General features: G+C 64.3%; 17 protein-coding genes. 7 read left to right on the forward strand and 10 right to left on the reverse strand.

The window, feature by feature from the left end:
• Positions 1–16: 16 nt before the first annotated feature.
• The gene (locus tag ACZ9GA_RS02750) at positions 17–1,258 is read left to right on the forward strand and encodes an EAL domain-containing response regulator (RefSeq protein WP_457357268.1); all 1,242 of its coding nucleotides are present in this window, start codon (positions 17–19) and stop codon (positions 1,256–1,258) included.
• Positions 1,259–1,261: 3 nt separating this feature from the next.
• On the opposite strand, the gene ACZ9GA_RS02755 is transcribed toward ACZ9GA_RS02750, so the two are convergent.
• Complete coding sequence (locus tag ACZ9GA_RS02755; protein ID WP_457357267.1) at positions 1,262–1,924, reverse strand: response regulator; 663 nt, start codon at positions 1,922–1,924, stop codon at positions 1,262–1,264.
• Positions 1,925–2,148: 224 nt separating this feature from the next.
• On the opposite strand from ACZ9GA_RS02755, the gene ACZ9GA_RS02760 reads away from it, so the two are divergent.
• Positions 2,149–2,439 carry a DUF3509 domain-containing protein gene (locus ACZ9GA_RS02760; RefSeq protein WP_457357265.1) on the forward strand — a complete coding sequence of 97 codons (291 nt, stop codon included), beginning with the start codon at positions 2,149–2,151 and terminating at the stop codon, positions 2,437–2,439.
• A 264-nt stretch (positions 2,440–2,703) separates the two neighbouring features.
• Here the strand turns inward: ACZ9GA_RS02760 and ACZ9GA_RS02765 are convergent, their stop codons facing one another.
• Entirely contained in the window at positions 2,704–3,570 is an 867-nt protein-coding gene (locus ACZ9GA_RS02765) for a TIGR02285 family protein (protein ID WP_457357263.1), read from the reverse strand.
• A 143-nt stretch (positions 3,571–3,713) separates the two neighbouring features.
• Between ACZ9GA_RS02765 and ACZ9GA_RS02770 the strand changes: the two genes are divergently transcribed.
• From ACZ9GA_RS02770 to ACZ9GA_RS02780, 3 genes are all read left to right on the forward strand, one after another.
• Positions 3,714–4,256, forward strand: coding sequence for a YaeQ family protein (locus tag ACZ9GA_RS02770; protein WP_027978884.1), 543 nt, complete (start codon positions 3,714–3,716; stop codon positions 4,254–4,256).
• A 45-nt stretch (positions 4,257–4,301) separates the two neighbouring features.
• Positions 4,302–6,011 (forward strand): single-stranded-DNA-specific exonuclease RecJ, encoded by a 1,710-nt coding sequence (gene recJ / locus ACZ9GA_RS02775; RefSeq protein WP_457357261.1) that lies wholly within the window; start codon positions 4,302–4,304, stop codon positions 6,009–6,011.
• A gap of 76 nt (positions 6,012–6,087) precedes the next feature.
• Entirely contained in the window at positions 6,088–7,194 is a 1,107-nt protein-coding gene (locus ACZ9GA_RS02780) for an NADH:flavin oxidoreductase/NADH oxidase (protein ID WP_457357260.1), read from the forward strand.
• A 107-nt stretch (positions 7,195–7,301) separates the two neighbouring features.
• Here ACZ9GA_RS02780 and ACZ9GA_RS02785 read toward each other — a convergent pair whose 3' ends face one another.
• A complete protein-coding gene (locus tag ACZ9GA_RS02785) occupies positions 7,302–8,918 on the reverse strand; it encodes a glucan biosynthesis protein D (RefSeq protein ID WP_457357258.1) in 1,617 nt (538 codons plus the stop codon).
• Positions 8,919–9,532: 614 nt separating this feature from the next.
• On the opposite strand from ACZ9GA_RS02785, the gene ACZ9GA_RS02790 reads away from it, so the two are divergent.
• On the forward strand, positions 9,533–9,733 hold the full coding sequence (locus tag ACZ9GA_RS02790) for an AbrB/MazE/SpoVT family DNA-binding domain-containing protein (RefSeq protein ID WP_457357256.1): 201 nt from the start codon (positions 9,533–9,535) through the stop codon (positions 9,731–9,733).
• A gap of 97 nt (positions 9,734–9,830) precedes the next feature.
• Complete coding sequence (locus tag ACZ9GA_RS02795; protein ID WP_455922388.1) at positions 9,831–10,187, forward strand: hypothetical protein; 357 nt, start codon at positions 9,831–9,833, stop codon at positions 10,185–10,187.
• Position 10,188: 1 nt separating this feature from the next.
• Here the strand turns inward: ACZ9GA_RS02795 and ACZ9GA_RS02800 are convergent, their stop codons facing one another.
• The 7 genes from ACZ9GA_RS02800 to ACZ9GA_RS02830 form a co-directional block, all read right to left on the reverse strand.
• Complete coding sequence (locus ACZ9GA_RS02800) at positions 10,189–11,667, reverse strand: APC family permease (protein ID WP_457357254.1); 1,479 nt, start codon at positions 11,665–11,667, stop codon at positions 10,189–10,191.
• Between the two features lie 187 nt (positions 11,668–11,854).
• A complete protein-coding gene (locus ACZ9GA_RS02805) occupies positions 11,855–13,279 on the reverse strand; it encodes a gamma-aminobutyraldehyde dehydrogenase (RefSeq protein ID WP_457357253.1) in 1,425 nt (474 codons plus the stop codon).
• A gap of 21 nt (positions 13,280–13,300) precedes the next feature.
• On the reverse strand, positions 13,301–14,110 hold the full coding sequence (locus tag ACZ9GA_RS02810) for an ABC transporter permease (RefSeq protein WP_457357251.1): 810 nt from the start codon (positions 14,108–14,110) through the stop codon (positions 13,301–13,303).
• Complete coding sequence (locus ACZ9GA_RS02815) at positions 14,100–15,050, reverse strand: ABC transporter permease (RefSeq protein ID WP_457357249.1); 951 nt, start codon at positions 15,048–15,050, stop codon at positions 14,100–14,102. The genes ACZ9GA_RS02810 and ACZ9GA_RS02815 overlap by 11 nt, the downstream gene beginning before the upstream one ends.
• Before the next feature lies 1 nt (position 15,051).
• Positions 15,052–16,080 (reverse strand): ABC transporter ATP-binding protein, encoded by a 1,029-nt coding sequence (locus ACZ9GA_RS02820; protein WP_457357247.1) that lies wholly within the window; start codon positions 16,078–16,080, stop codon positions 15,052–15,054.
• 189 nt (positions 16,081–16,269) lie between these two features.
• Complete coding sequence (gene ydcS, locus ACZ9GA_RS02825) at positions 16,270–17,421, reverse strand: putative ABC transporter substrate-binding protein YdcS (protein WP_457357245.1); 1,152 nt, start codon at positions 17,419–17,421, stop codon at positions 16,270–16,272.
• A gap of 103 nt (positions 17,422–17,524) precedes the next feature.
• Entirely contained in the window at positions 17,525–18,985 is a 1,461-nt protein-coding gene (locus tag ACZ9GA_RS02830) for a gamma-aminobutyraldehyde dehydrogenase (RefSeq protein WP_457363592.1), read from the reverse strand.
• Between the last annotated feature and the right edge of the window lie 91 nt (positions 18,986–19,076).

The raw sequence follows: 19,076 nt of genomic DNA on the forward strand, positions 1-19,076 counted from the left end.
ATCCGGAGGCCTGCGCATGCATACATTGAAAGTCCTGGTTCTTGAAGACAGCCCCTTCCAGCTTATGGCGGTGCACCAGATGCTCAACGCCAGCGGGGTGTTTGACGTACTGACCGCCGAGAGCGTCAGCGCGGCCCTCCAGTCGCTGGAAAACCGCGGGGCGGTGGACATCGCCATCTGTGACCTGCAACTGGAGGAGGGCGATGGCCTGCAACTGATCCGCCATCTGGCGCGTCATCGCCAGGCTCGGGCGCTGATCATCCTCTCCAGCCTGGAACGCAGCGTGCTCGACAGCGTTGGCCAACTGGCGCGTCACTTGGGGCTGCACGTGCTTGGCGTGCTGGAAAAGCCTGCCAATCTGGGGGTGCTGCACGATCTGCTGCAGGCGTATGATCGGCCGCCCGTGCCTGTCCAGCCTGCCATGCCGCTGGTGGAGGTGGATGAACTGGTGTCCCTGGCCGAGTTGAGCATTGAGCGCCTGCCGCAGCTTCAGCAGCAATGGCTCATCCATTTCCAGCCCAAGGTGGCGGTGGATGGGGAGTTGCTGGGTGTGGAAGCCCTGGTGCGCTGGCAGCACCCGGTGCGGGGCATGCTGTCCCCGGCCAGCTTTTTGCCGTTGGTTACCTACGCCGGCCTGATGCCGCACCTGACGTGGCACGTGCTGGAAACCGCATTGCGCCTCAGCGCCCGGCTGCGTGACGAGCAGGGGCAGGCCTTGCCGGTGTCGGTGAACATCGCGCCAGGTATCATCGAACTCGATAGCTTTGCCCCTCGAGTGAAGGCGTTGCTGGAACAGATGAGCCTGCCGGCTGGCGTGCTGACCCTGGAGCTGCTGGAGCGCCGCCAGGCGCCGGCCACCAGCCTGGAGATGGAAGCCCTGCTGCGGCTGCGCATGCTGGGCTGCCGCCTGTCCATCGATGACTTTGGTGTGGGCGATGCCAATATCCAGCGCCTGTTGGATCTACCGTTCTCGGAACTGAAAATTTCCAGCCAATTCGTGCGCGGCATGGCCGAAGACGGTCGCAAGGCTGCAGTGGTCGCCGGTGCCCTGATCATGGCGCGGCGCATGGGGCTGAGCGTGGTCGTGGAAGGGGTGGAGTCGGCAGACGACGTTCATGCCCTCCAGGCCCTGGGCCAGCCTGCCCTGCAAGGGCACTACGTGGCCAGGCCGATGCCGGCCGACGCTCTGGTTGACTGGATGGCCAGCCGCGACATCAGCCAGTGGCGCAGTCAGCTGCTGCATCATTGCTCGGCATAGGGGTCAACTCAGGCCATGTTCCTGCAGGTAGATGAACAGGGCGGCATCATTGGCCACCCCCAGCTTGCGCATGGCACTGACCTTCTGGGCGCTCACCGTCTGCTTGCTGCGATTGAGCAGGGCGGCGATTTCGCCCACCGACAGACCACCGGCCAACATTCGGGTGACTTCAATCTCCCTGGGTGACAGGGCTTCGCGTTCAAACATGCGATCGGGGCGTATTTCGCCCTCCTGCAGCAACGCCTGGCCCACCGAGTCGGCGATGAACACCTTGTTGCGCCGCACCTGGGCGATGGCGATCGGCAGTTCGCTGACCAGGCTGGCCTTGCCCAGTACCCCTTTCACGCCCAGGCTGAGCATGGAGCGGAACAGCCCGGCGTTGTTGAGCATGGTCACCACCAGAATGGGTAAATCGGGCCAATGGCGGCGCACGGTCTCCAGCAAGCGCAGGCCGTCGTTTTCATTTTCGGCCGGCATCATGAAATCGGTGATCAACAGGTCGCACTCACCCTCGGTCAGCCACTGGGTCAATTCCGAGGGGCTGCTGGCTTCACCCACCACGGCCAGGCCAGGGTCCTGCTGCAGCACGGCCCGCAGGCCGATGCGGAAGATCGGATGATCATCGGCCACCAGGATGCGCAGCGGGGAGGGGTGCGGGCTGATCACGACAGTGCTCCGGTCGGGTGAAGGCTTGCGGTGTGCAGTCTGGCACATCCGGACGGTACAAGCCTGCCCGACAGGCGGCGGGGGGCTGGCTTTTTAGGCGTCCTAACTGTCATATTCGACGGGCAAGCTGAAACGCCCCGTCGCAGGGCTTTTTAGAACTTTTTGCCATGGCGGCGGGTCATTGATAGACACCTTGATTTCGAACAACTGAGAGTGGTGATCGAATGGAAAATATCAACGAGCTGCTGACTGAAGCACTGACGCCCTACCACGTGGACGTGGTCGATGTGGGCGGCCCGCTTGAATGCCGGGTGATATTGCGCGATTCGACCGGCGCTCTGGTGCTGGATCGACGCTTCGACCGTCGGCAATTTGCTGATAAACACGCCCTGACCGACGTGGTCGACGGGCTGCATCGCGACCTGATGGTAGCTGAAGGGCGACTGCAACCGTGCATGATCGCCGCACTGGCGGCGCAAAATGCGGCGCCTGTAGTAGGTGCTGCGCTGGGGTAGGGGAACCTTCGGCCACCGCTGCGTTCACATTCGGTAAGGACAGGGGGGCCTGCATTGTGCTCCGGTGCTTGCCACCTGTCGTACTGGCCCCCAGTGGGCCATGTTTAACCCCGGGTAGCCTCCCCACTGCCCGGGGTTTCTTTTTGCCTGCGATTCGCGCAACGGGTGCTGCCGGTAAACCGCGTCGCCTTTATCGCGACCAAGGTCGGCTCCTACGCTGTCCGGTGTAGGAGCCGACCTTGGTCGCGATAAAGGCGACGCGATTCAATGCTGCGCCGCTTCTTCGAAGAAGCGCCGCGAATCACGCAAATAGTCCCCCTTGTTCGCCGTATCCAGCCAATCGGCGTAAAACCCCGGCAGCACGCTGCTGCGCAGCCCCACCAACACCTGATTCAACTGCTCCACCACGGTCCGCCCGGCCGGGGTATTGGAGCAGGCGATGTACAGCGGCTGGTATCGGGGCACTCCGCGCACCGGCAGAAACACCAGCTGGTTGCTGTCGATCTGCTCCTGGGGCGCCAGATACAGGGCCTCGGGCCAATACCCAAGCACGCCATCCAGGCGTCCGTGTTGCTGCATCTGCAACAGGCTGGCCACCGCGTCATTGCCGTGATGGGCGGTGACCGCACCGCCGGGCGCGGCGGCAAGGACGGTGTCGATTGTCGCGCCGTAGCTGCGCTCGGCCACCCGGCCGATCTTGATATTGGGGCTGGCCAGCACGGCGGGCAAGTCCAGCTCCCCGTGGTGGATGAAGGTGGTGAAACCGTGGCGATCCTGGCGGCGGATGATCAAACCGTTGGTCAGGGTGGTGAGGATCGGGATGGAGAACACCAGGTCCTGGCTGCGCTGCTTGGTCCACAGCAGCATCGGGTCGCAGCTGAGCCCGGGCTCCAGCAGCATCTGCGTGGCGCGTGCGCGGTTCACGCGCACTACGCTGTGCGCGTATTGGGGCAAGGCCTGCATCAACAGTGGCAACAGTTTGTCCACCGCGCCCTGGCCTTCCCGGGGGCCTGCCTCAATGGTCAACGGTGGCAAATCACGCAGCAGCCACGTCAGAGGTTCGCCCGCCCTGGCGGCCAGCGGTGCAACTAGACACAACAACAGCAACGTCAATCGGCGGCAACCTTCCATGATGCAAGCTCCGAAAACAGCTGAGTAGAGAATGGTCACAGGTCTGCGCCTGCTCGGTAACGTTGTCGGCCATCGGTCTTAGTTGATTAGGCCATGATCGGTTAGACTGTGCGACTTTTCCTTGCATCAAGAAGCCTCTTTCCATGGCCCAGCCTTCCACGACCTACAAATTCGAACTCAATCTGACCGATCTCGACCGTGGGGTCTACGAAAGCGTCAAGCAGACCATCGCCCGTCACCCTTCGGAAACCGAAGAGCGCATGGCCGTGCGCCTGCTGGCCTACGCCTTCTGGTACAACGAGCAGCTGTCCTTCGGCCGCGGCCTGTCGGACGTTGATGAAGCTGCCCTGTGGGAAAAGAGCCTGGACGACCGCGTGCTGCACTGGATCGAAGTGGGCCAGCCTGACGCCGACCGCCTCACCTGGTGCTCGCGCCGCACCGAACGTACCAGCCTGCTGGCCTATGGCAGCCTGCGCGTGTGGGAAACCAAGGTGGTGGGTGCGGTGAAAAACCTGAAAAACGTCAACATCGCTGCCGTACCCCAGGACGTGCTGGAAACCCTGGCCAAGGACATGCCGCGCGCCATCAAGTGGGACGTGATGATCAGCGAAGGCACCATCTTCGTCACCGACGACCGTGGCCAGCACGAAGTGCAGCTGCAGTGGCTGATGGGCGAGCGCGGCTGAGCCGCATCCCCTTTCCTGATTGTGTTTGACTGAAAAAGAAGCCCCATGCGTATCGAACCGCGTCAACTGCCCGCCATCCTGCCGTTCCTCGGCGACCTGCCGCCCTTGCTCACCCGCCTGTACGCGGCACGGGGGGTACAGTCGGAGGCCGAACTGGACAAGAGCCTGGCGCGGTTGATTCCGTTCCAGCAGCTCAAGGGCATCGACGCGGCGGTGGACCTGCTGGTGCAAGCGCTGGCCAGCCGCCAGCGCATCCTCATCGTTGGTGACTTCGACGCCGACGGCGCCACCGCCAGCAGCGTCGGGGTATTGGGCTTGCGCCTGCTGGGCGCTGCCCATGTCGACTACCTGGTGCCCAACCGCTTCGAATACGGCTACGGCCTGACCCCGGAAATCGTCGCCGTGGCCCTGCAGCGTCAACCCGACCTGCTGGTGACCGTGGACAACGGCATTTCCAGCGTCGAAGGCGTAGCAGCGGCCAAGGCAGCGGGGCTCAAGGTGCTGGTCACCGACCACCACTTGCCAGGCCATGAATTGCCGGCGGCCGACGCCATCGTCAACCCCAACCAGCCGGGCTGTGATTTCCCCAGCAAGTCCCTGGCCGGCGTGGGCGTGATCTTCTATGTGCTGATGGCCTTGCGCGCACGCCTGCGCAGCCTGGGCCATTACGACAGCAAACCGCAGCCCAACATTGGCGAACTGCTGGACTTGGTGGCCCTGGGCAGCGTTGCCGACGTGGTGCCGCTGGATGCCAATAACCGCATTCTGGTGCACCAGGGCCTTGAGCGCATTCGCGCCGGTCGCGCGCGGCCTGGGCTGAAGGCGATCCTGGAAGTGGCCAAGCGTGATCATCGGCGCATCACCTCCACGGACCTGGGCTTCATCCTGGGCCCGCGCCTGAACGCGGCCGGCCGTCTGGACGACATGAGCCTGGGCATCGAATGCCTGCTCAGCGACGACACCGCGCTGGCCCAGGCCATGGCCGCGCAGCTGGACGACCTCAATCAGGATCGTAAATCCATCGAGCAGGGCATGCAGCGCGAGGCCCTGGCCCAGCTCAAGGACCTGCCGGTGGAGTCCATGCCGTTCGGGCTGTGCCTGTTCGATGCCGATTGGCACCAGGGTGTCATCGGGATTCTGGCCTCGCGCCTCAAAGAGCGCTATCACCGCCCCACCATTGCCTTTGCCGATGCGGGGGAGGGCATGCTCAAGGGCTCGGCGCGCTCGGTGCCGGGCTTCCACATTCGTGATGCGCTGGACGCCGTGGCGGCCCGTCACCCGCAGTTGATCAGCAAGTTCGGTGGTCACGCCATGGCAGCGGGCCTGTCGCTGCCCGAAGCGAATTTCCAGCCGTTCGCCGACGCGTTCGACGAAGAAGTACGGCGCCAACTGCAGGAAGAAGACCTGACCGGTCGCCTGCTGACCGATGGCAGCCTGGCCGTGGAGGAGTTTCACCTGGAACTGGCCCGCGCCCTGCGCCACGCCGGCCCCTGGGGTCAACACTTCCCCGAGCCGCTGTTCCACGGCGTGTTCCAGCTGGCCGAACAACGTGTCGTCGGCGAGCGCCACCTCAAGGTAGTGCTCAAAAGCGAGTGTGGTTCGGTGAAACTCGACGGCATCGCCTTCGGCATCGACCGTGAGGTATGGCCCAACCCGACCGTGCGTTGGGTGGAGCTGGCCTACAAGCTGGACGTCAATGAATTCCGTGGCCAGGAAACCGTGCAGCTGCTGATCGCCCACATGGAAGCACGCTGAACCCTGCTCAAGGCGGTGTTGTCGACTAGGCTCTAGACATTGTCTGCGCCCGACCCCAAGCCTTGAGAGGTGCCCCATGAGCTTGCTGCTTGAACCGTATACCCTGCGTCAGCTGACCCTGCCCAACCGCATCGCCGTGTCGCCCATGTGCCAATATTCCAGTGTCGATGGCCTGGCCAACGACTGGCACCTGGTGCATTTGGGCAGCCGCGCCGTCGGTGGCGCGGGCCTGGTGTTCACCGAAGCCACGGCGGTGACTGCCGACGGCCGCATCACCCCCGAAGACCTGGGCCTGTGGAACGACGAGCAGATCGAGCCGCTGCAGCGCATCACCCGGTTCATCACCGCCCAGGGGGCCGTGCCTGGTATCCAGTTGGCCCATGCCGGGCGCAAGGCCAGCACCTGGCGCCCGTGGTTGAACAAGCCGGGCAGTATCCCGGTGAGCGAAGGCGGCTGGGTGCCCGTGGGGCCGTCGAAGATCGCCTTCGATCCGCGCCACACCGCCCCCACTGCGTTGGACGAAGGGCAGATCCAGGAAGTTATCCTGGCCTTTGTCGAGGCCGCACGGCGCGCCCTGAAAGCCAATTTCAAAGTGGTGGAAGTGCACGCGGCCCACGGCTATCTGCTGCATCAGTTCCTGTCGCCCATCAGTAACCAGCGTCAGGACAGTTACGGCGGTTCGTTTGAAAACCGCATCCGGTTGACCTTGCAGGTGACCGAAGCGATTCGCACCGTATGGCCGCAGGAGTTGCCGGTGTTTGTGCGAGTGTCGGCCACTGACTGGGTAGAAGACGGCTGGAACCCGGATGAGACCGTGGAGTTGGCCAAGCGCTTGAAAGCGATTGGCGCGGATTTGATCGACGTATCATCAGGTGGTACCGCAGCGAATGCCGAGATCCCCACTGGCCCGGGCTACCAGACCCGCTTCGCCGAGCGTGTGCGCAAGGAATCGGGCATTGCCACGGGCACGGTCGGCATGATCACCGAACCGGCCCAGGCCGAGCATATTCTGCGCACCTGCCAGGCCGATATCATCCTGCTGGCCCGTGAACTGCTGCGCGACCCGTACTGGCCATTGCACGCCGATGACGACCTCAACGGCCGCCAGGCGACCTGGCCCGCCCAGTACCAGCGCGCCACCCACCGCGACCAGCCGATCCACGAGTCCGACCTGCGCGATTGAACCCTGTAGCCGCTGCCGCCAGGCTGCGCTGGCCCTGAAGTTCCCTGGAGATCTCCAGTGGGGCACAGGGCCAGCGCAGCCTGGCGGCAGCGGCTACAGAGCGTGGCTCAGGTGTACTTGCGCTTGTCCGGCGCCGGCGGGAAGTACTGGTACAACCACGTCTCGCTCAACGTACGGTCCTGGGTGCGGATGAACAAACGCATCTCCACCGGCTCCACGCTGTCGCTGGTCGGGTGCCAGTCAAAGGTGATGCGGTAGCCCTTGTCCGGCAATGCCAGCACGTTGAAGTCCTGCACCTTGCCGCTGGATACCGTCACCACCGGCTCGATGCCCGTGCCTTCAGGCAGGCGCTCCAGACCGCCACCCTTGAAATCCACGGCAAAACGTCGAGCCCAGACTTCCGGGTAATGCTCGCCCGGTGCCCAGCCTTCGGTGAAACCGCCCATGCCCGACCGCGTGGCATGCACCCGCGCCAACGGCGTGCCTACCGGCGGCAATGCGCTCCAGTACAGCTTGTAACCGAAGTTCAGCGAGTCGCCGGCCTTGACCGGCTGTTTGGGTGTCCAAAAGGCCACGATATTGTCCAGGGTTTCGCCCGTGGTCGGGATCTCCATCAGGCTGACCGAGCCTTCGCCCCAGTTGGTGGTCGGTTCCACCCACAGGCTTGGGCGCTTGTCGTAGCCGTCGACGGTGTCTTCGTAGCTGGCGAACTCGTGGTCGGTCTGCACCAGGCCGAAACCCTTGGGGTTGTTGTCGGCGAACGCGTTGAACTGCAGGGTGGCCGGATTGTTCAGCGGCCGGCAGATCCACTCGCCGTTGCCGCGCCACATCGCCAGGCGGTCGGAGTCATGGATTTGCGGGTGAATGGTGTCGCACATGCGGCGTTCCTGGGTGCCGCAGCTGAACATGCTGGTCATGGCCGAGATGCCCAGCTGTTCGATGTCGGTGCGCGCGAACACGTGGGCGTCGATGGCCATCACCACCTGCTGGGCCTGGCAATCGATGTCGAACTTGTAGGCACCGGTCGCGCTGGGCGACTCCAGCAGGGCGTAGACGGTGAAGCGGGTGCTTTCCTTGTCCGGGGTGTCGAACCAGAACTTGGTGAAGTCGGGGAATTCCTCGCGCTTCTTGGCGTAGGTGTCGATGGCCAGGCCACGGGCCGACAAGCCGTACTGGCCGGTGGCGTCCACCGCACGGAAGTAGCTGGCGCCGAGGAAGGACAGAATGTCGTGCTTGTCCAGCTCAGGCGCCTTGAACAGACGGAAGCCGGCAAAGCCCAGGTCGCCCTTGAGCTGCTTGGTGTCGACACCCGTGTTGTCATAGCGGAACAGCGGCGGGTGGAAGTGCACCTCGCGCGCCTGCTGCTTGGCGGCGTCGACGCTGTACATGCGCACCGGCAGCTTGAAGCCCATGCCCACGTGGAAGAACTGCACGTCCAGCTGGCCCTTGTTGTCGTACCACAGCGAATGCTTGGGGTCGTACTGGATGGCGTTGAACTGCTGCGGGGTCATGTTCGCCAGGGTTGGCGGCAGCACCTGCTTGCGATCGGTGTAGCCCTGGGTGGCCAACTGCCGGGCCTGGGCCTGCAGCAAATCGAAACTGAACGGCTCGGCATCGCCATCGGCGGTGGCCGCCATGGCCTGTGCGGCCAGCAATCCGGTGCCGGAAAGGCCGGTATAGGCGGCTAGCGCCATCGAGGCCTTGAGAAGGTGCCTACGGTGCATAAGTAAACCTGTCTGCAAATAATCCGGGCCGCCTCCTGGCAGCCTGGCTGGATCGAGATAAAGGTCTGGACATGCCCTCGGCCAAACGCAACCAACTCATAACAGATAACAAAGTGGGCGGTGGGTTCGCAAGGTGGGGGAAAAAATTGTGAATTTCATCAGCGCTCAAGACATGCGCCAAGGGCGGACAACTCGGTCCGCCAGGCCATGGCACGTTGCAACAAAATGTAGGAGCTGCCGCTAGGCGGCGATGCGACGCACGGGCGGCGCTCGATCTCAAGAACCCCCACAAACCCCAAGGCATGCACCTCCAAGCCACACCGCGAACTCGTAGCCGCTGCCGCCAGGCTGCGCTGGCCGGTATGAACCTCGAAATTTCCAAGCGAGACATCGTGCCAACGCAGCCTTCGGCAGCGGCTATGAGATTGTGGTCAGGCCAAGCGCTCACAACATCAAGTGCTGCCCGATGCACAATCCCGATTCTATAGCGTTTCACCACGCCATGGCCTGTCTGTACTTAAGGTTAAATCCTACATCGAGCAAAGAAACAGCCGACAGTAGATTTATTCCGATTGATTTAACCTGTGGCGCGTATATGGCCCCGAGGACTCGTCATGCTTGGAACAATCAACCGCAAAGGCCAGATAACCATTCCCAAGGTGTTCCGCCTTGCTTTAAATCTTGAAGCTGGGGACCAGGTGGATTTCAAGGTGGGCGCTGAGGGTGAATTGATCCTGACGTTTTACAAGACCGATGGGGCAAATTGTGTCCCGGCCTCTGCGGATGCGCTGCATGTCGACACGCGTGGAAGCTAGCCTATAGGAAACGTCCTACAGAACGTCCAGAACCTTCCTCCTTTCTCCCCCAGCCCCACCCGCAACAATCCCCTCTCCACCCGAGAGGATTCCCCCCATGTCCAAACCCAGACCCACCCGCCTCATCGTCACCGGCCACGTCGTCTTCGACGCCAATTTCGGCGGCTGCGGCGACATCCACCTCTACGGCTGCGAAATCAGTACACCAGCCGATCAAGCCAGCCGCCAAGGCCCCCCAGGCTATTTCGCCGCCAGCATCTTCGACGGCAGCGACTGGCGCCGTGTGCAACTCAGCCGCTTGCTGCCTTACGCCGAGCGCGTCTACCGCGGTGAAGCACAGCGCCCCCGGGTGGCGGAGGCGTTGCGGCAGGCGGTGTTGCAGTGGCGCGGCGATATGGCGGTGTACAGCGACGAGTCGCGCTGTTTTCGCCTTTACGCCCGCGAGATGCTGTAGGTCAGCGACCCAGGGTCCAGGCGTCGCCCGCCGGCGCATTGCCGCGGTCGTAGGGCTTGGCCAGCCACATGTACAGCAGGCCCAGGCCGATCACCACCACGGTGGTCACCACCATGGCGTAGTTCACGTACCAGGCCGCATCCGGTGTGCGCGGCCAGGCCATGTTGATGATCGCGCCGACGCCGTACACCAGCGCGCCGACATTCACCAGCAGGCCCCAGCGGCCCAGGTTGAACTGGCCACTGGGTTTCCAGCCGCGCAGGCGGGCATACAGGGCGGCCAGCACAATCATCTGGAAGGCCAGGTAAATGCCGATGGCGGCGAAGCTGACGATGGTGGCCACGGCGTCCTGCAGGAAGAAGCCGAGGATGATGATCAGCGCAGGCAGAATGCCGGCCACGAACAGCGCATTGACCGGCACCTGGGTGGTGGTGGACAGGCGCTTGAGCAGGCCGCTGCCCACTACCATTTCATCGCGGGCGTAGGAGTACAGCAGGCGGCTGGCGGCGGCCTGCAGGCTGATCACGCAAGAGATGAACGACACCATCACCACGGCCATGATCACCCGTGAACCGACGCTGCCGAAGGCGTTGTTGAGCACGGTGGTAACCGGGTCCTTGTCGGTGCCGTTGATCACAGCCTGCATGTCCGGCACGGCCAGGATCAGCGCCAGGCAGGCGAACATCGCCGAGATGCCGCCGATGTAGATGGTCATGCGCATGGCAATCGGGATGCGCTTGCTGGGGTTGGGTGTTTCCTCGGCCACGTCGCCGCAGGCTTCGAAGCCGTAGTACAGGAACATCCCCGCCAGCGAGGCGGTGAGGAAGGCCGGCAGGTAGGAGCCGTCGACGCTGATGTCGAAGGTGTTCCACAGCACGCTGAACGGCTGGTGGCGCTCGAAGATCAGCAGGTAGATGCCGACGATCAGCGCGCCCACCAGTTCGCAGATGAAGCCGAACATGGCGATGCGTGCAAGCATCTTGGTGCCGCTGAGGTTCACCAGGGTGGCGAACAGGGTCAGGATCAGGGCGATGACGATATTGGTGTTGTTGCTCGGTTCAAAGCCCAGCATCACTGCCAGGTAGGGCCCGGCGCCCACGGCCACGGCGGCGATGGTCACGCACAGGGCGATGGAGTAGATCCAGCCCACCATCCACGCCCAGCGTTTGCCTACCAGGCGACGGGCCCAGGGGTACACCCCGCCGGAAATCGGGAACTGCGACACCACTTCACCGAAAATCAGGCACACCAGCATCTGCCCGAAACCCACCAACAGGTAAGCCCAGAACATCGGTGGGCCGCCGGCGGCCAGGCACAGGCCGAACAGGGTGTACACGCCTACCACGGGGGACAGGTAGGTGAAGCCCAGGGCGAAGTTTTCCCACAGGCTCATGCTGCGGTTGAAGTTGGAGGTGTAGCCCAGTTGCCTGAGCTGTTCGGCATCGTGGTCAACGGCTGCCATGTCGGGTGTGACGCTCATGTGTGTGCTCCGAAGGAATCGGCAGATTCAGGTTGCAGGTGCCCGGGGGTGGTGCCCAAAGGCACACCCCGGATCGTTTTTTATGAGATGTAGCCGCTGCCGCCAGGCTGCGCTGGCCCTTGTGTGCACTGCAGATCTTCAGTGAGGGAGAGGGCCAGCGCAGCCTGGCGGCAGCGGTTGCAGGACGTCAGTGCTTGAACATCACGTGGCGCACGGTGGTGTAGTCCTCAAGGCCGTACATGGACATGTCCTTGCCGTACCCCGACAGCTTCTGTCCGCCGTGGGGCATTTCGCTGACCAGCATGAAGTGCGTGTTCACCCAGGTGCAGCCGTATTGCAGGCGCGCGCTCAGGCGGTGGGCGCGGCCCACGTCGCGGGTCCACACCGACGAGGCCAGGCCGTAGTCCGAGTCGTTGGCCCAGCCCAGCACTTGCGCTTCGTCGTCGAAACGGGTCACCGAGACCACCGGGCCAAACACCTCGCGACGCACGATTTCGTCATCCTGCTGGGCATCGGCCAGCACCGTGGGCTGGAAGAAGAACCCGTTGCCGTCCACCGCCTTGCCACCGGTGACCAGGCGAATGTGCGGCTGCGCCAGTGCACGCTCCACGAACCCGGCCACGCGGTCGCGGTGCTGGGCGGTGATCAGTGGGCCCAGCTCGGTCTCGGGGTCATCCTGCAGGCCGTACTTGATGCTGCTGACCGCGGCGCCCAGCTTCTCGACGAACTGCTCGTAGATGCCTTTCTGTGCGTAGATGCGGCAGGCCGCGGTGCAGTCCTGGCCGGCGTTGTAGAAGCCGAACGTACGGATGCCGTCCACGGCGGCGTCGATGTCGGCGTCGTCGAAGATGATCACCGGCGCCTTGCCGCCCAGCTCCATGTGCATGCGCTTGACGCTGTCGCTGGTGCTGGAAATGATGTTGGCGCCGGTGGCAATGGAGCCAGTCAGCGACACCATGCGCACCTTGGGGTGGGTGACCAGCGGATGGCCCACGGTAGGCCCGCGGCCAAACACCAGGTTGAGCACGCCGGCGGGGAAAATGTCATTGGCCAGTTGCGCCAGGCGCAGGGCGGTCAGCGGCGTCTGTTCCGATGGTTTCAGGACCACGGTGTTGCCCGCCGCCAGTGCCGGGGCGATCTTCCAGGCCACCATCATCAGCGGGTAGTTCCACGGCGCGATCGAGGCGATGACACCCACCGGGTCGCGGCGGATCATCGAGGTGTGGCCCGGCAGGTACTCGCCTGCCGCCGAGCCGCTCATGCAGCGGGTGGCACCGGCGAAGAAGCGGAACACGTCGGCGATGGCCGGGATCTCGTCGTTCAGCGCCGCGCTGTAAGGCTTGCCGCAGTTGTCCGACTCAAGCTTGGCCAGCTCTTCGCCATGGGCTTCGATGGCGTCGGCCAGTTTCAGCAATAGCAGGGCGCGATCCTTGGGCGCAGTCTGCGACCAGCCGTCGAAGGCGGCATCGGCGGCGCGCACGGCAGCGTCCACCTGGGCTTCGCTGGCTTCGTGGATCTCCACCAGCACGCGGCCCTGGGCGGGGTTGAACACCGATTGCAGCGGGCCTTCGCCCGGCACGAATTGGCCGTTGATCAGCAGTTGGGTTTGCATGGTTGTTCCCCCTTGAAGGTGTTATTTGCCGCCACTGCCGGCCACGCTTTCGCCGCCGCGTGTCAGGTAGTAGGCGCCCAGGATCGGCAGCATGGTCACCAGCATCACCAGCATGGCGACCACGTTGGTCACCGGCACGTCGCGCGGGCGGCTGAGCTGGTTGAGCAACCAGATCGGCAGGGTGCGCTCGTGGCCGGCGGCGAAGGTGGTGACAATGATTTCGTCGAACGACAGCGCGAACGCCAGCATGCCGCCCGCCAGCAACGCCGAGCCCAGGTTGGGCAGGATGATGTAGCGGAAGGTCTGCCAGCCGTCGGCGCCCAGGTCCATGGACGCCTCGATCAGGCTGTGGGAGGTACGCCGCAGGCGGGCGATGACGTTGTTGTAGACGATCACCACGCAGAAGGTGGCGTGGCCGATGACGATGGTCATCAGGCCCGGCTCGATACCCAAGGTCTTGAACGCCGACAGCAGCGCGATGCCGGTGATGATGCCGGGCAGGGCGATGGGCAGGATCAACATCAGCGAGATGCCTTCCTTGCCGAAGAAGTCGCGCCGGTACAGCGCCGCCGAGGCCAGGGTGCCGAGCACAATGGCGATCAGCGTGGCCACGCACGCCACCTGCAAAGACAGCTTGATCGACTCCACCACGTCGCTGCGGGCGAAGGCGACGCTGAACCACTTCAGGGTGAAGCCCTGGGGTGGAAAGCTGAAGGCCGCGTCTTCGGTGTTGAAGGCGTACAGGAAGATGATCAGGATCGGGAAGTGCAAAAACACCAGCCCGCCCCAGGCCGCGATGCGCAGGCCGATGGATGGTTTATCAGAGCGCATCGAAGGCCCCCAGGCGTTTGACGATGGACAGGTACACCGCGATCAGCACGATGGGCACCAGGGTGAAGGCCGCAGCCATGGGCATGTTGCCGATGGCGCCCTGCTGGGCGTAGACCATGCTGCCGATGAAGTACCCAGGCGGGCCGATCAACTGCGGCACGATGAAGTCGCCCAGGGTCAGCGAGAAGGTGAAGATGGAGCCGGCAGCGATGCCCGGCACAGAGAGTGGCAGAATCACCTGCGTGAACGTCTGGCGGGGCTTGGCGCCCAGGTCGGCCGAGGCTTGCAGCAGCGACGGCGGCAGGCGTTCCAGCGAGGCCTGGATCGGCAGGATCATGAACGGCAACCAGATGTACACAAACACCAAAAAGCGCCCCAGGTGCGAGGTGGACAGGGTGCTGCCGCCAACGCTTGGAATGCTCAGGATCACTTGCAGCACGGGCGCCAGCCCCAGGTGCTGGACAAACCACTGGGCCACGCCGCCCTTGGCCAGCAGCAGGGTCCAGGCGTAGGCCTTGACGATGTAGCTGGCCCACATGGGCATCATCACCGCGATGTAGAAAAACGCCTTGGTCTTGCCCGTGGTGTAGCGCGCCATGTAGTAAGCGATGGGGAAGGCCACCAGGGCACTGGCCAGCGACACCGCGACGGCCATCGCCAGGGTGCGCTGGATGATGTCGAAGTTGGCCGGGTTGAACAGCGCGGCGAAGTTGGCCAGGGTCAGGTCAGGCGTGACCGTCATGCTGAAGTCGTCGAAGGTGTAGAAACCTTGCCACAGCAGGTTCAGCAACGACCCAAGGTAGATGGCGCCGAACCACAGCAGCGGCGGCACCAGCAGTAGCGACAGGTACAGGTTGGGCTTGCGGTACAGCAGCGTCCACAGCCGCCGCAGGGGCGAGTAGTCCGCCAGCGGCGCGGGTTTGTCCAGGGCCAGGCTCATGTCACAGGCCCTCGGTGTCGCGCAGGGCGGTCATGGCTTCGCGGGCCCAGCGCGCGTTCAGGCGCTGGCCGGGTTGCAAGACGATGCTCGGTTCCTGCCACTGATTGTTGGCCTGGCTGATGGCGATCACCTGGCCGCTGTCCAGCTTGAGTTCGTAGCGGGTCGAGCTGCCCTGGTACTGAATGTCGTGCAGCAGGCCGCTGACCTGGATCTCATGCACGGTGGCCGCCTCGCCGAAGCGGATATGCTCGGGGCGGATGGAGAAGGGCAGGTCGCTGCCGCTCAACTGCCGCGCGGCCTCGCCACGCAGCACGTTGGAGGTGCCGACGAACTCGGCGACAAAAGTGGTGGCCGGTTTCATGTACAGGTTGCGCGGGGTGTCGACCTGTTCGATGCGGCCTTTGTTGAACACGGCCACGCGGTCGGACATGGACAGCGCTTCGGTCTGGTCGTGGGTGACGAAAATGAAGGTGATGCCCAGCTGGCGTTGCAGCTTTTTCAGCTCGCTTTGCATCTGCTCGCGCAGCTTCAGGTCCAGGGCGCCCAGCGGCTCGTCGAGCAACAGCACCCGCGGGCGGTTGACCAGGGCGCGGGCCAGGGCCACGCGCTGGCGCTGGCCGCCGGATAATTGCACCGGCTTGCGCTGGCCGTAGCCGCCCAGGGCGACCATGGCCAGGGCTTCCTCGGCGCGCTGGCGGCGCTCTTGCTTGCCCACGCCCTTGACCTTCAGGCCGTAAGCCACGTTGTCCAGCACATTCATGTGCGGGAACAGGGCGTAATCTTGGAACACCGTGTTGACGTCGCGCTGGTAGGGCGGCAGCCCCGCGGCCTCCGCGCCATGAATGCGAATCGAGCCGGCGCTGGGCTGCTCGAACCCTGCGATCAGGCGCAGGCAGGTGGTTTTGCCCGAGCCGGAGGGGCCGAGCATGGAGAAAAACTCGCCGTCCTGGATATCGATGGAAACCCGGTCAACCGCCTTCACCTCGCCGAACACGCGGGAAACCTGGGTGAACTGGACTGCAAGCGTCATGATGCGCTACTCCGAAATACCAGATGCATAGACCGCGCGTGCCGCGGACGCAGCCTGCGGCAGCTGCTACAGGACCGCGTCGTCCGCATCGCGGGCGTAGGAGCCGACCTTGGTCGCGATGCAGACGACACGGTCCCGTAGCAGCGGCCGCCAGGCCGCGTCAGGAACGACGCGCAAGTAAGGTAGGCGTTAGCGGCCGCCCATGATCGCGATGTAATCCTGGGTCCAGCGGCTGTACGGCACAAACTTGCCGCCCTCAGCCTGCGGGGTTTTCCAGAAGGCGATCTTGTCGAACTGGTCGATGCCGTTGGTCTTGCAGCCCTCGGCGCCGAGCAGTTCGCTGCTGGTGCACGCCGCCGGTACCGCCGGCAGCGAGCCGAACCAGGCGGCCACGTCACCCTGCACCTTGGGTTGCAGCGACCAGTCCATCCACTTGTAGGCGCAGTTGGGGTGCGCCGCCTCGGCGTGCAGCATGGTGGTGTCGGCCCAGCCGGTGGCGCCTTCCTTGGGAATGGTCGAGGCCACGGGCTGGTTGTCGGCTTTCAGGCCATTGACCATGTAGCCCCAGGAGCTGGAAGCCACCACGCCTTCGTTCTTCACGTCGCTCATCTGCACGGTCGCGTCATGCCAGTAGCGGTGCACCAGCGCGTGCTGGGCGCGCAGCAGGTCGAGCACGGCCTTGTACTGGGTTTCGTTCAGCTCGTAAGGGTTCTGGATGCCCAACTCGGGTTTGGTGCTTTTGAGGTACAGCGCCGCGTCGGCGATGTAGATCGGGCCGTCGTAGGCCTGCACGCGGCCCTTGTTGGGCTTGCCGTCGGGCAGGTTCTGGCCGTCGAACACCACGCTCCAGCTGGTGGGCGGGGTCTTGAACACGTTGGTGTTGTACAGCAGCACGTTGGGGCCCCACTGGTACGGGGTGCCGTAGGTCTGCTTGTCGACCACATACCAGGGGCCATCCTTCAGGCGCGGGTCGATGTTCTTCCAGTTGGGGATCAGCGCGGTATTGATCGGCTGCACGCGCTTGCCGGCGATCAGCCGCAGCGAGGCGTCGCCCGAGGCGGTGACCAGGTCGTAGCCGCCCTTGGCCATCAGGCTGACCATCTCGTCGGAGGTGGCGGCGGTCTTGACGTTGACCTTGCAGCCGGTCTCTTTCTCGAAGCCGGTTACCCAGTCGTAGTTCTTGTCGCTTTCGCCCCGTTCGATGTAACCCGGCCAGGCAACAATATCCAATTGCCCCTCACCGGCACCCACCGCCTTCAGCGGTTCGGCGGCCTGCAGGCTGGCGCTGGCCAGCAGGGCGGTGGTCAAGGCGCTGAGCAGTGCGGTCTTGTGCGCGTGCATGGTATCCCTCTTCTTTAATTATGGTCGGGGCAGTAGTACGAACAGGTGCTGCGGGCCTTCGTCGAGGCTGATTATTAGAATAGTGACCGTGGCGCGTTTGTGGTCAGAGATGCTCCCCGTGCCGGGCCATGATGTGGCGCACCACGCTGTAGTCGTGCAGTGAATCGCTGGACAGGTCCTTGCCATAGCCCGAGCGCTTCAGGCCGCCGTGGGGCATCTCGCTGGTCAGGATGAAATGGCTGTTGATCCAGGTGCAGCCGTATTGCAGGCGCGCCGCCACTTGCAGGGCCTTGTCCAGGTTCTGCGTCCACACTGAAGAGGCCAGGCCGTATTCGGAGTCGTTGGCCCAGTCCACTGCCTGGCTCAGTTCGTCGAAGCGGGTAACGGTGACCACTGGGCCGAACACTTCGCGCTGCACGATCTCGTCGTTCTGCCGACAGCCGGCCAGCAGCGTCGGCTGGTAGAAGAAGCCGGGCCCCGAGTGCACGGCGGCGCCGGTGATGCGTTCGATGTGCGGCTGGCTGAGGGCGCGTTCGACGAAGCTGGCCACGCGGTCGCGTTGGCGCGAGCTGATCAGCGGCCCCAGTTCATTGTCGGCGTCGCGCTTGCTGGCAAAGCGCAGCTTGCCGACGGCGGCGCCCAGTTCGGCCACCAATCGGTCGTGAATGCCGGCCTGGGCGTAGATGCGGCAGGCGGCCGTGCAGTCTTGCCCGGCGTTGTAGTAACCGTAGGTGCGCACACCGTCGACCACGGCTTGCAGGTCGGCGTCATCGCAGACGATCACCGGTGCCTTGCCGCCCAGTTCCAGGTGGGTGCGTTTGACCGTGCGCGAGGCCGCTTGAAGGATCTTTTGCCCGGTGACGATATCGCCGGTCAGCGACACCATGCGCACCTTGGCGTGGCTGACCAGGTGGCTGCCCACCCCTTCGCCGCCGCCACAGACGATGTTCAGCACGCCACGTGGCAGGATCTGCGCCAGCGCCGGGGCCAGGGCCAGAATCGACAGCGGCGTGTGTTCGGACGGCTTGAACACCAGGGTGTTGCCAGCGGCCAGCGCCGGGGCGATCTTCCACGCCGCCATCATGATCGGGTAATTCCAGGGCGCGATGGAGGCCACCACGCCGATCGGGTCGCGGCGCACCATGCTGGTATAGCCAGGCACGTACTCCCCGGCCAACTGGCCGGTCTGGCAGCGCACGGCGCCGGCAAAGAAGCGGAACACGTCGACGGTGGCGTTGAGGTCATCCTGGCGCGCCAGGTGCAGCGGCTTGCCGCAGTTCAGCGCTTCCAGCCGCGCCAACTGGTCAGCCTGGCGGGCCACCGCGTCGGCGATCTCCAGCAGCAGGTTGGCGCGCTGTTGCGGCGTGGTCCGCGACCAGCCGGCGAAGGCCCGATGCGCAGCCATGATGGCGGCTTCGACCTGTTCGCTGCTGGCTTCGGCAATATGGGTCAGGACCTCAGCCGTGGCCGGGTTGATGATCGGCTCCACCAGCCCCTGGCCGGCGACGAGTTCGCCGTCGATCAGCAGTGCGGTGCACAGCGGGGTGGGGGAGGTGCCGGCCATCTTGCGAGGTCTCTTTTCTTTTGGGCTCACGGGCTGGCTCCTTGGGGGCCGCCCGGGCACGGATTGTCTCGGTGGGTAGAGACTAGTGCGC

The sequence above is a fragment of the Pseudomonas sp. TE3644 genome, assembly GCF_056278815.1.

What these genes read in the sequence shown, in the direction of transcription:
- ACZ9GA_RS02765 (WP_457357263.1), bottom strand. Translation starts at nt 3,570, where the DNA reads ATGGAAGGTTGCCGCCGATTGACGTTGCTGTTGTTGTGTCTAGTTGCA.
- ACZ9GA_RS02805 (WP_457357253.1), bottom strand. Translation starts at nt 13,279, where the DNA reads ATGCAAACCCAACTGCTGATCAACGGCCAATTCGTGCCGGGCGAAGGC.
- ACZ9GA_RS02780 (WP_457357260.1), top strand. Translation starts at nt 6,088, where the DNA reads ATGAGCTTGCTGCTTGAACCGTATACCCTGCGTCAGCTGACCCTGCCC.
- ACZ9GA_RS02760 (WP_457357265.1), top strand. Translation starts at nt 2,149, where the DNA reads ATGGAAAATATCAACGAGCTGCTGACTGAAGCACTGACGCCCTACCAC.
- ydcS (WP_457357245.1), bottom strand. Translation starts at nt 17,421, where the DNA reads ATGCACGCGCACAAGACCGCACTGCTCAGCGCCTTGACCACCGCCCTG.
- ACZ9GA_RS02810 (WP_457357251.1), bottom strand. Translation starts at nt 14,110, where the DNA reads ATGCGCTCTGATAAACCATCCATCGGCCTGCGCATCGCGGCCTGGGGC.
- ACZ9GA_RS02770 (WP_027978884.1), top strand. Translation starts at nt 3,714, where the DNA reads ATGGCCCAGCCTTCCACGACCTACAAATTCGAACTCAATCTGACCGAT.
- ACZ9GA_RS02815 (WP_457357249.1), bottom strand. Translation starts at nt 15,050, where the DNA reads ATGAGCCTGGCCCTGGACAAACCCGCGCCGCTGGCGGACTACTCGCCC.
- ACZ9GA_RS02800 (WP_457357254.1), bottom strand. Translation starts at nt 11,667, where the DNA reads ATGAGCGTCACACCCGACATGGCAGCCGTTGACCACGATGCCGAACAG.
- ACZ9GA_RS02820 (WP_457357247.1), bottom strand. Translation starts at nt 16,080, where the DNA reads ATGACGCTTGCAGTCCAGTTCACCCAGGTTTCCCGCGTGTTCGGCGAG.
- ACZ9GA_RS02785 (WP_457357258.1), bottom strand. Translation starts at nt 8,918, where the DNA reads ATGCACCGTAGGCACCTTCTCAAGGCCTCGATGGCGCTAGCCGCCTAT.
- ACZ9GA_RS02750 (WP_457357268.1), top strand. Translation starts at nt 17, where the DNA reads ATGCATACATTGAAAGTCCTGGTTCTTGAAGACAGCCCCTTCCAGCTT.
- ACZ9GA_RS02790 (WP_457357256.1), top strand. Translation starts at nt 9,533, where the DNA reads ATGCTTGGAACAATCAACCGCAAAGGCCAGATAACCATTCCCAAGGTG.
- ACZ9GA_RS02830 (WP_457363592.1), bottom strand. Translation starts at nt 18,985, where the DNA reads ATGGCCGGCACCTCCCCCACCCCGCTGTGCACCGCACTGCTGATCGAC.
- recJ (WP_457357261.1), top strand. Translation starts at nt 4,302, where the DNA reads ATGCGTATCGAACCGCGTCAACTGCCCGCCATCCTGCCGTTCCTCGGC.
- ACZ9GA_RS02795 (WP_455922388.1), top strand. Translation starts at nt 9,831, where the DNA reads ATGTCCAAACCCAGACCCACCCGCCTCATCGTCACCGGCCACGTCGTC.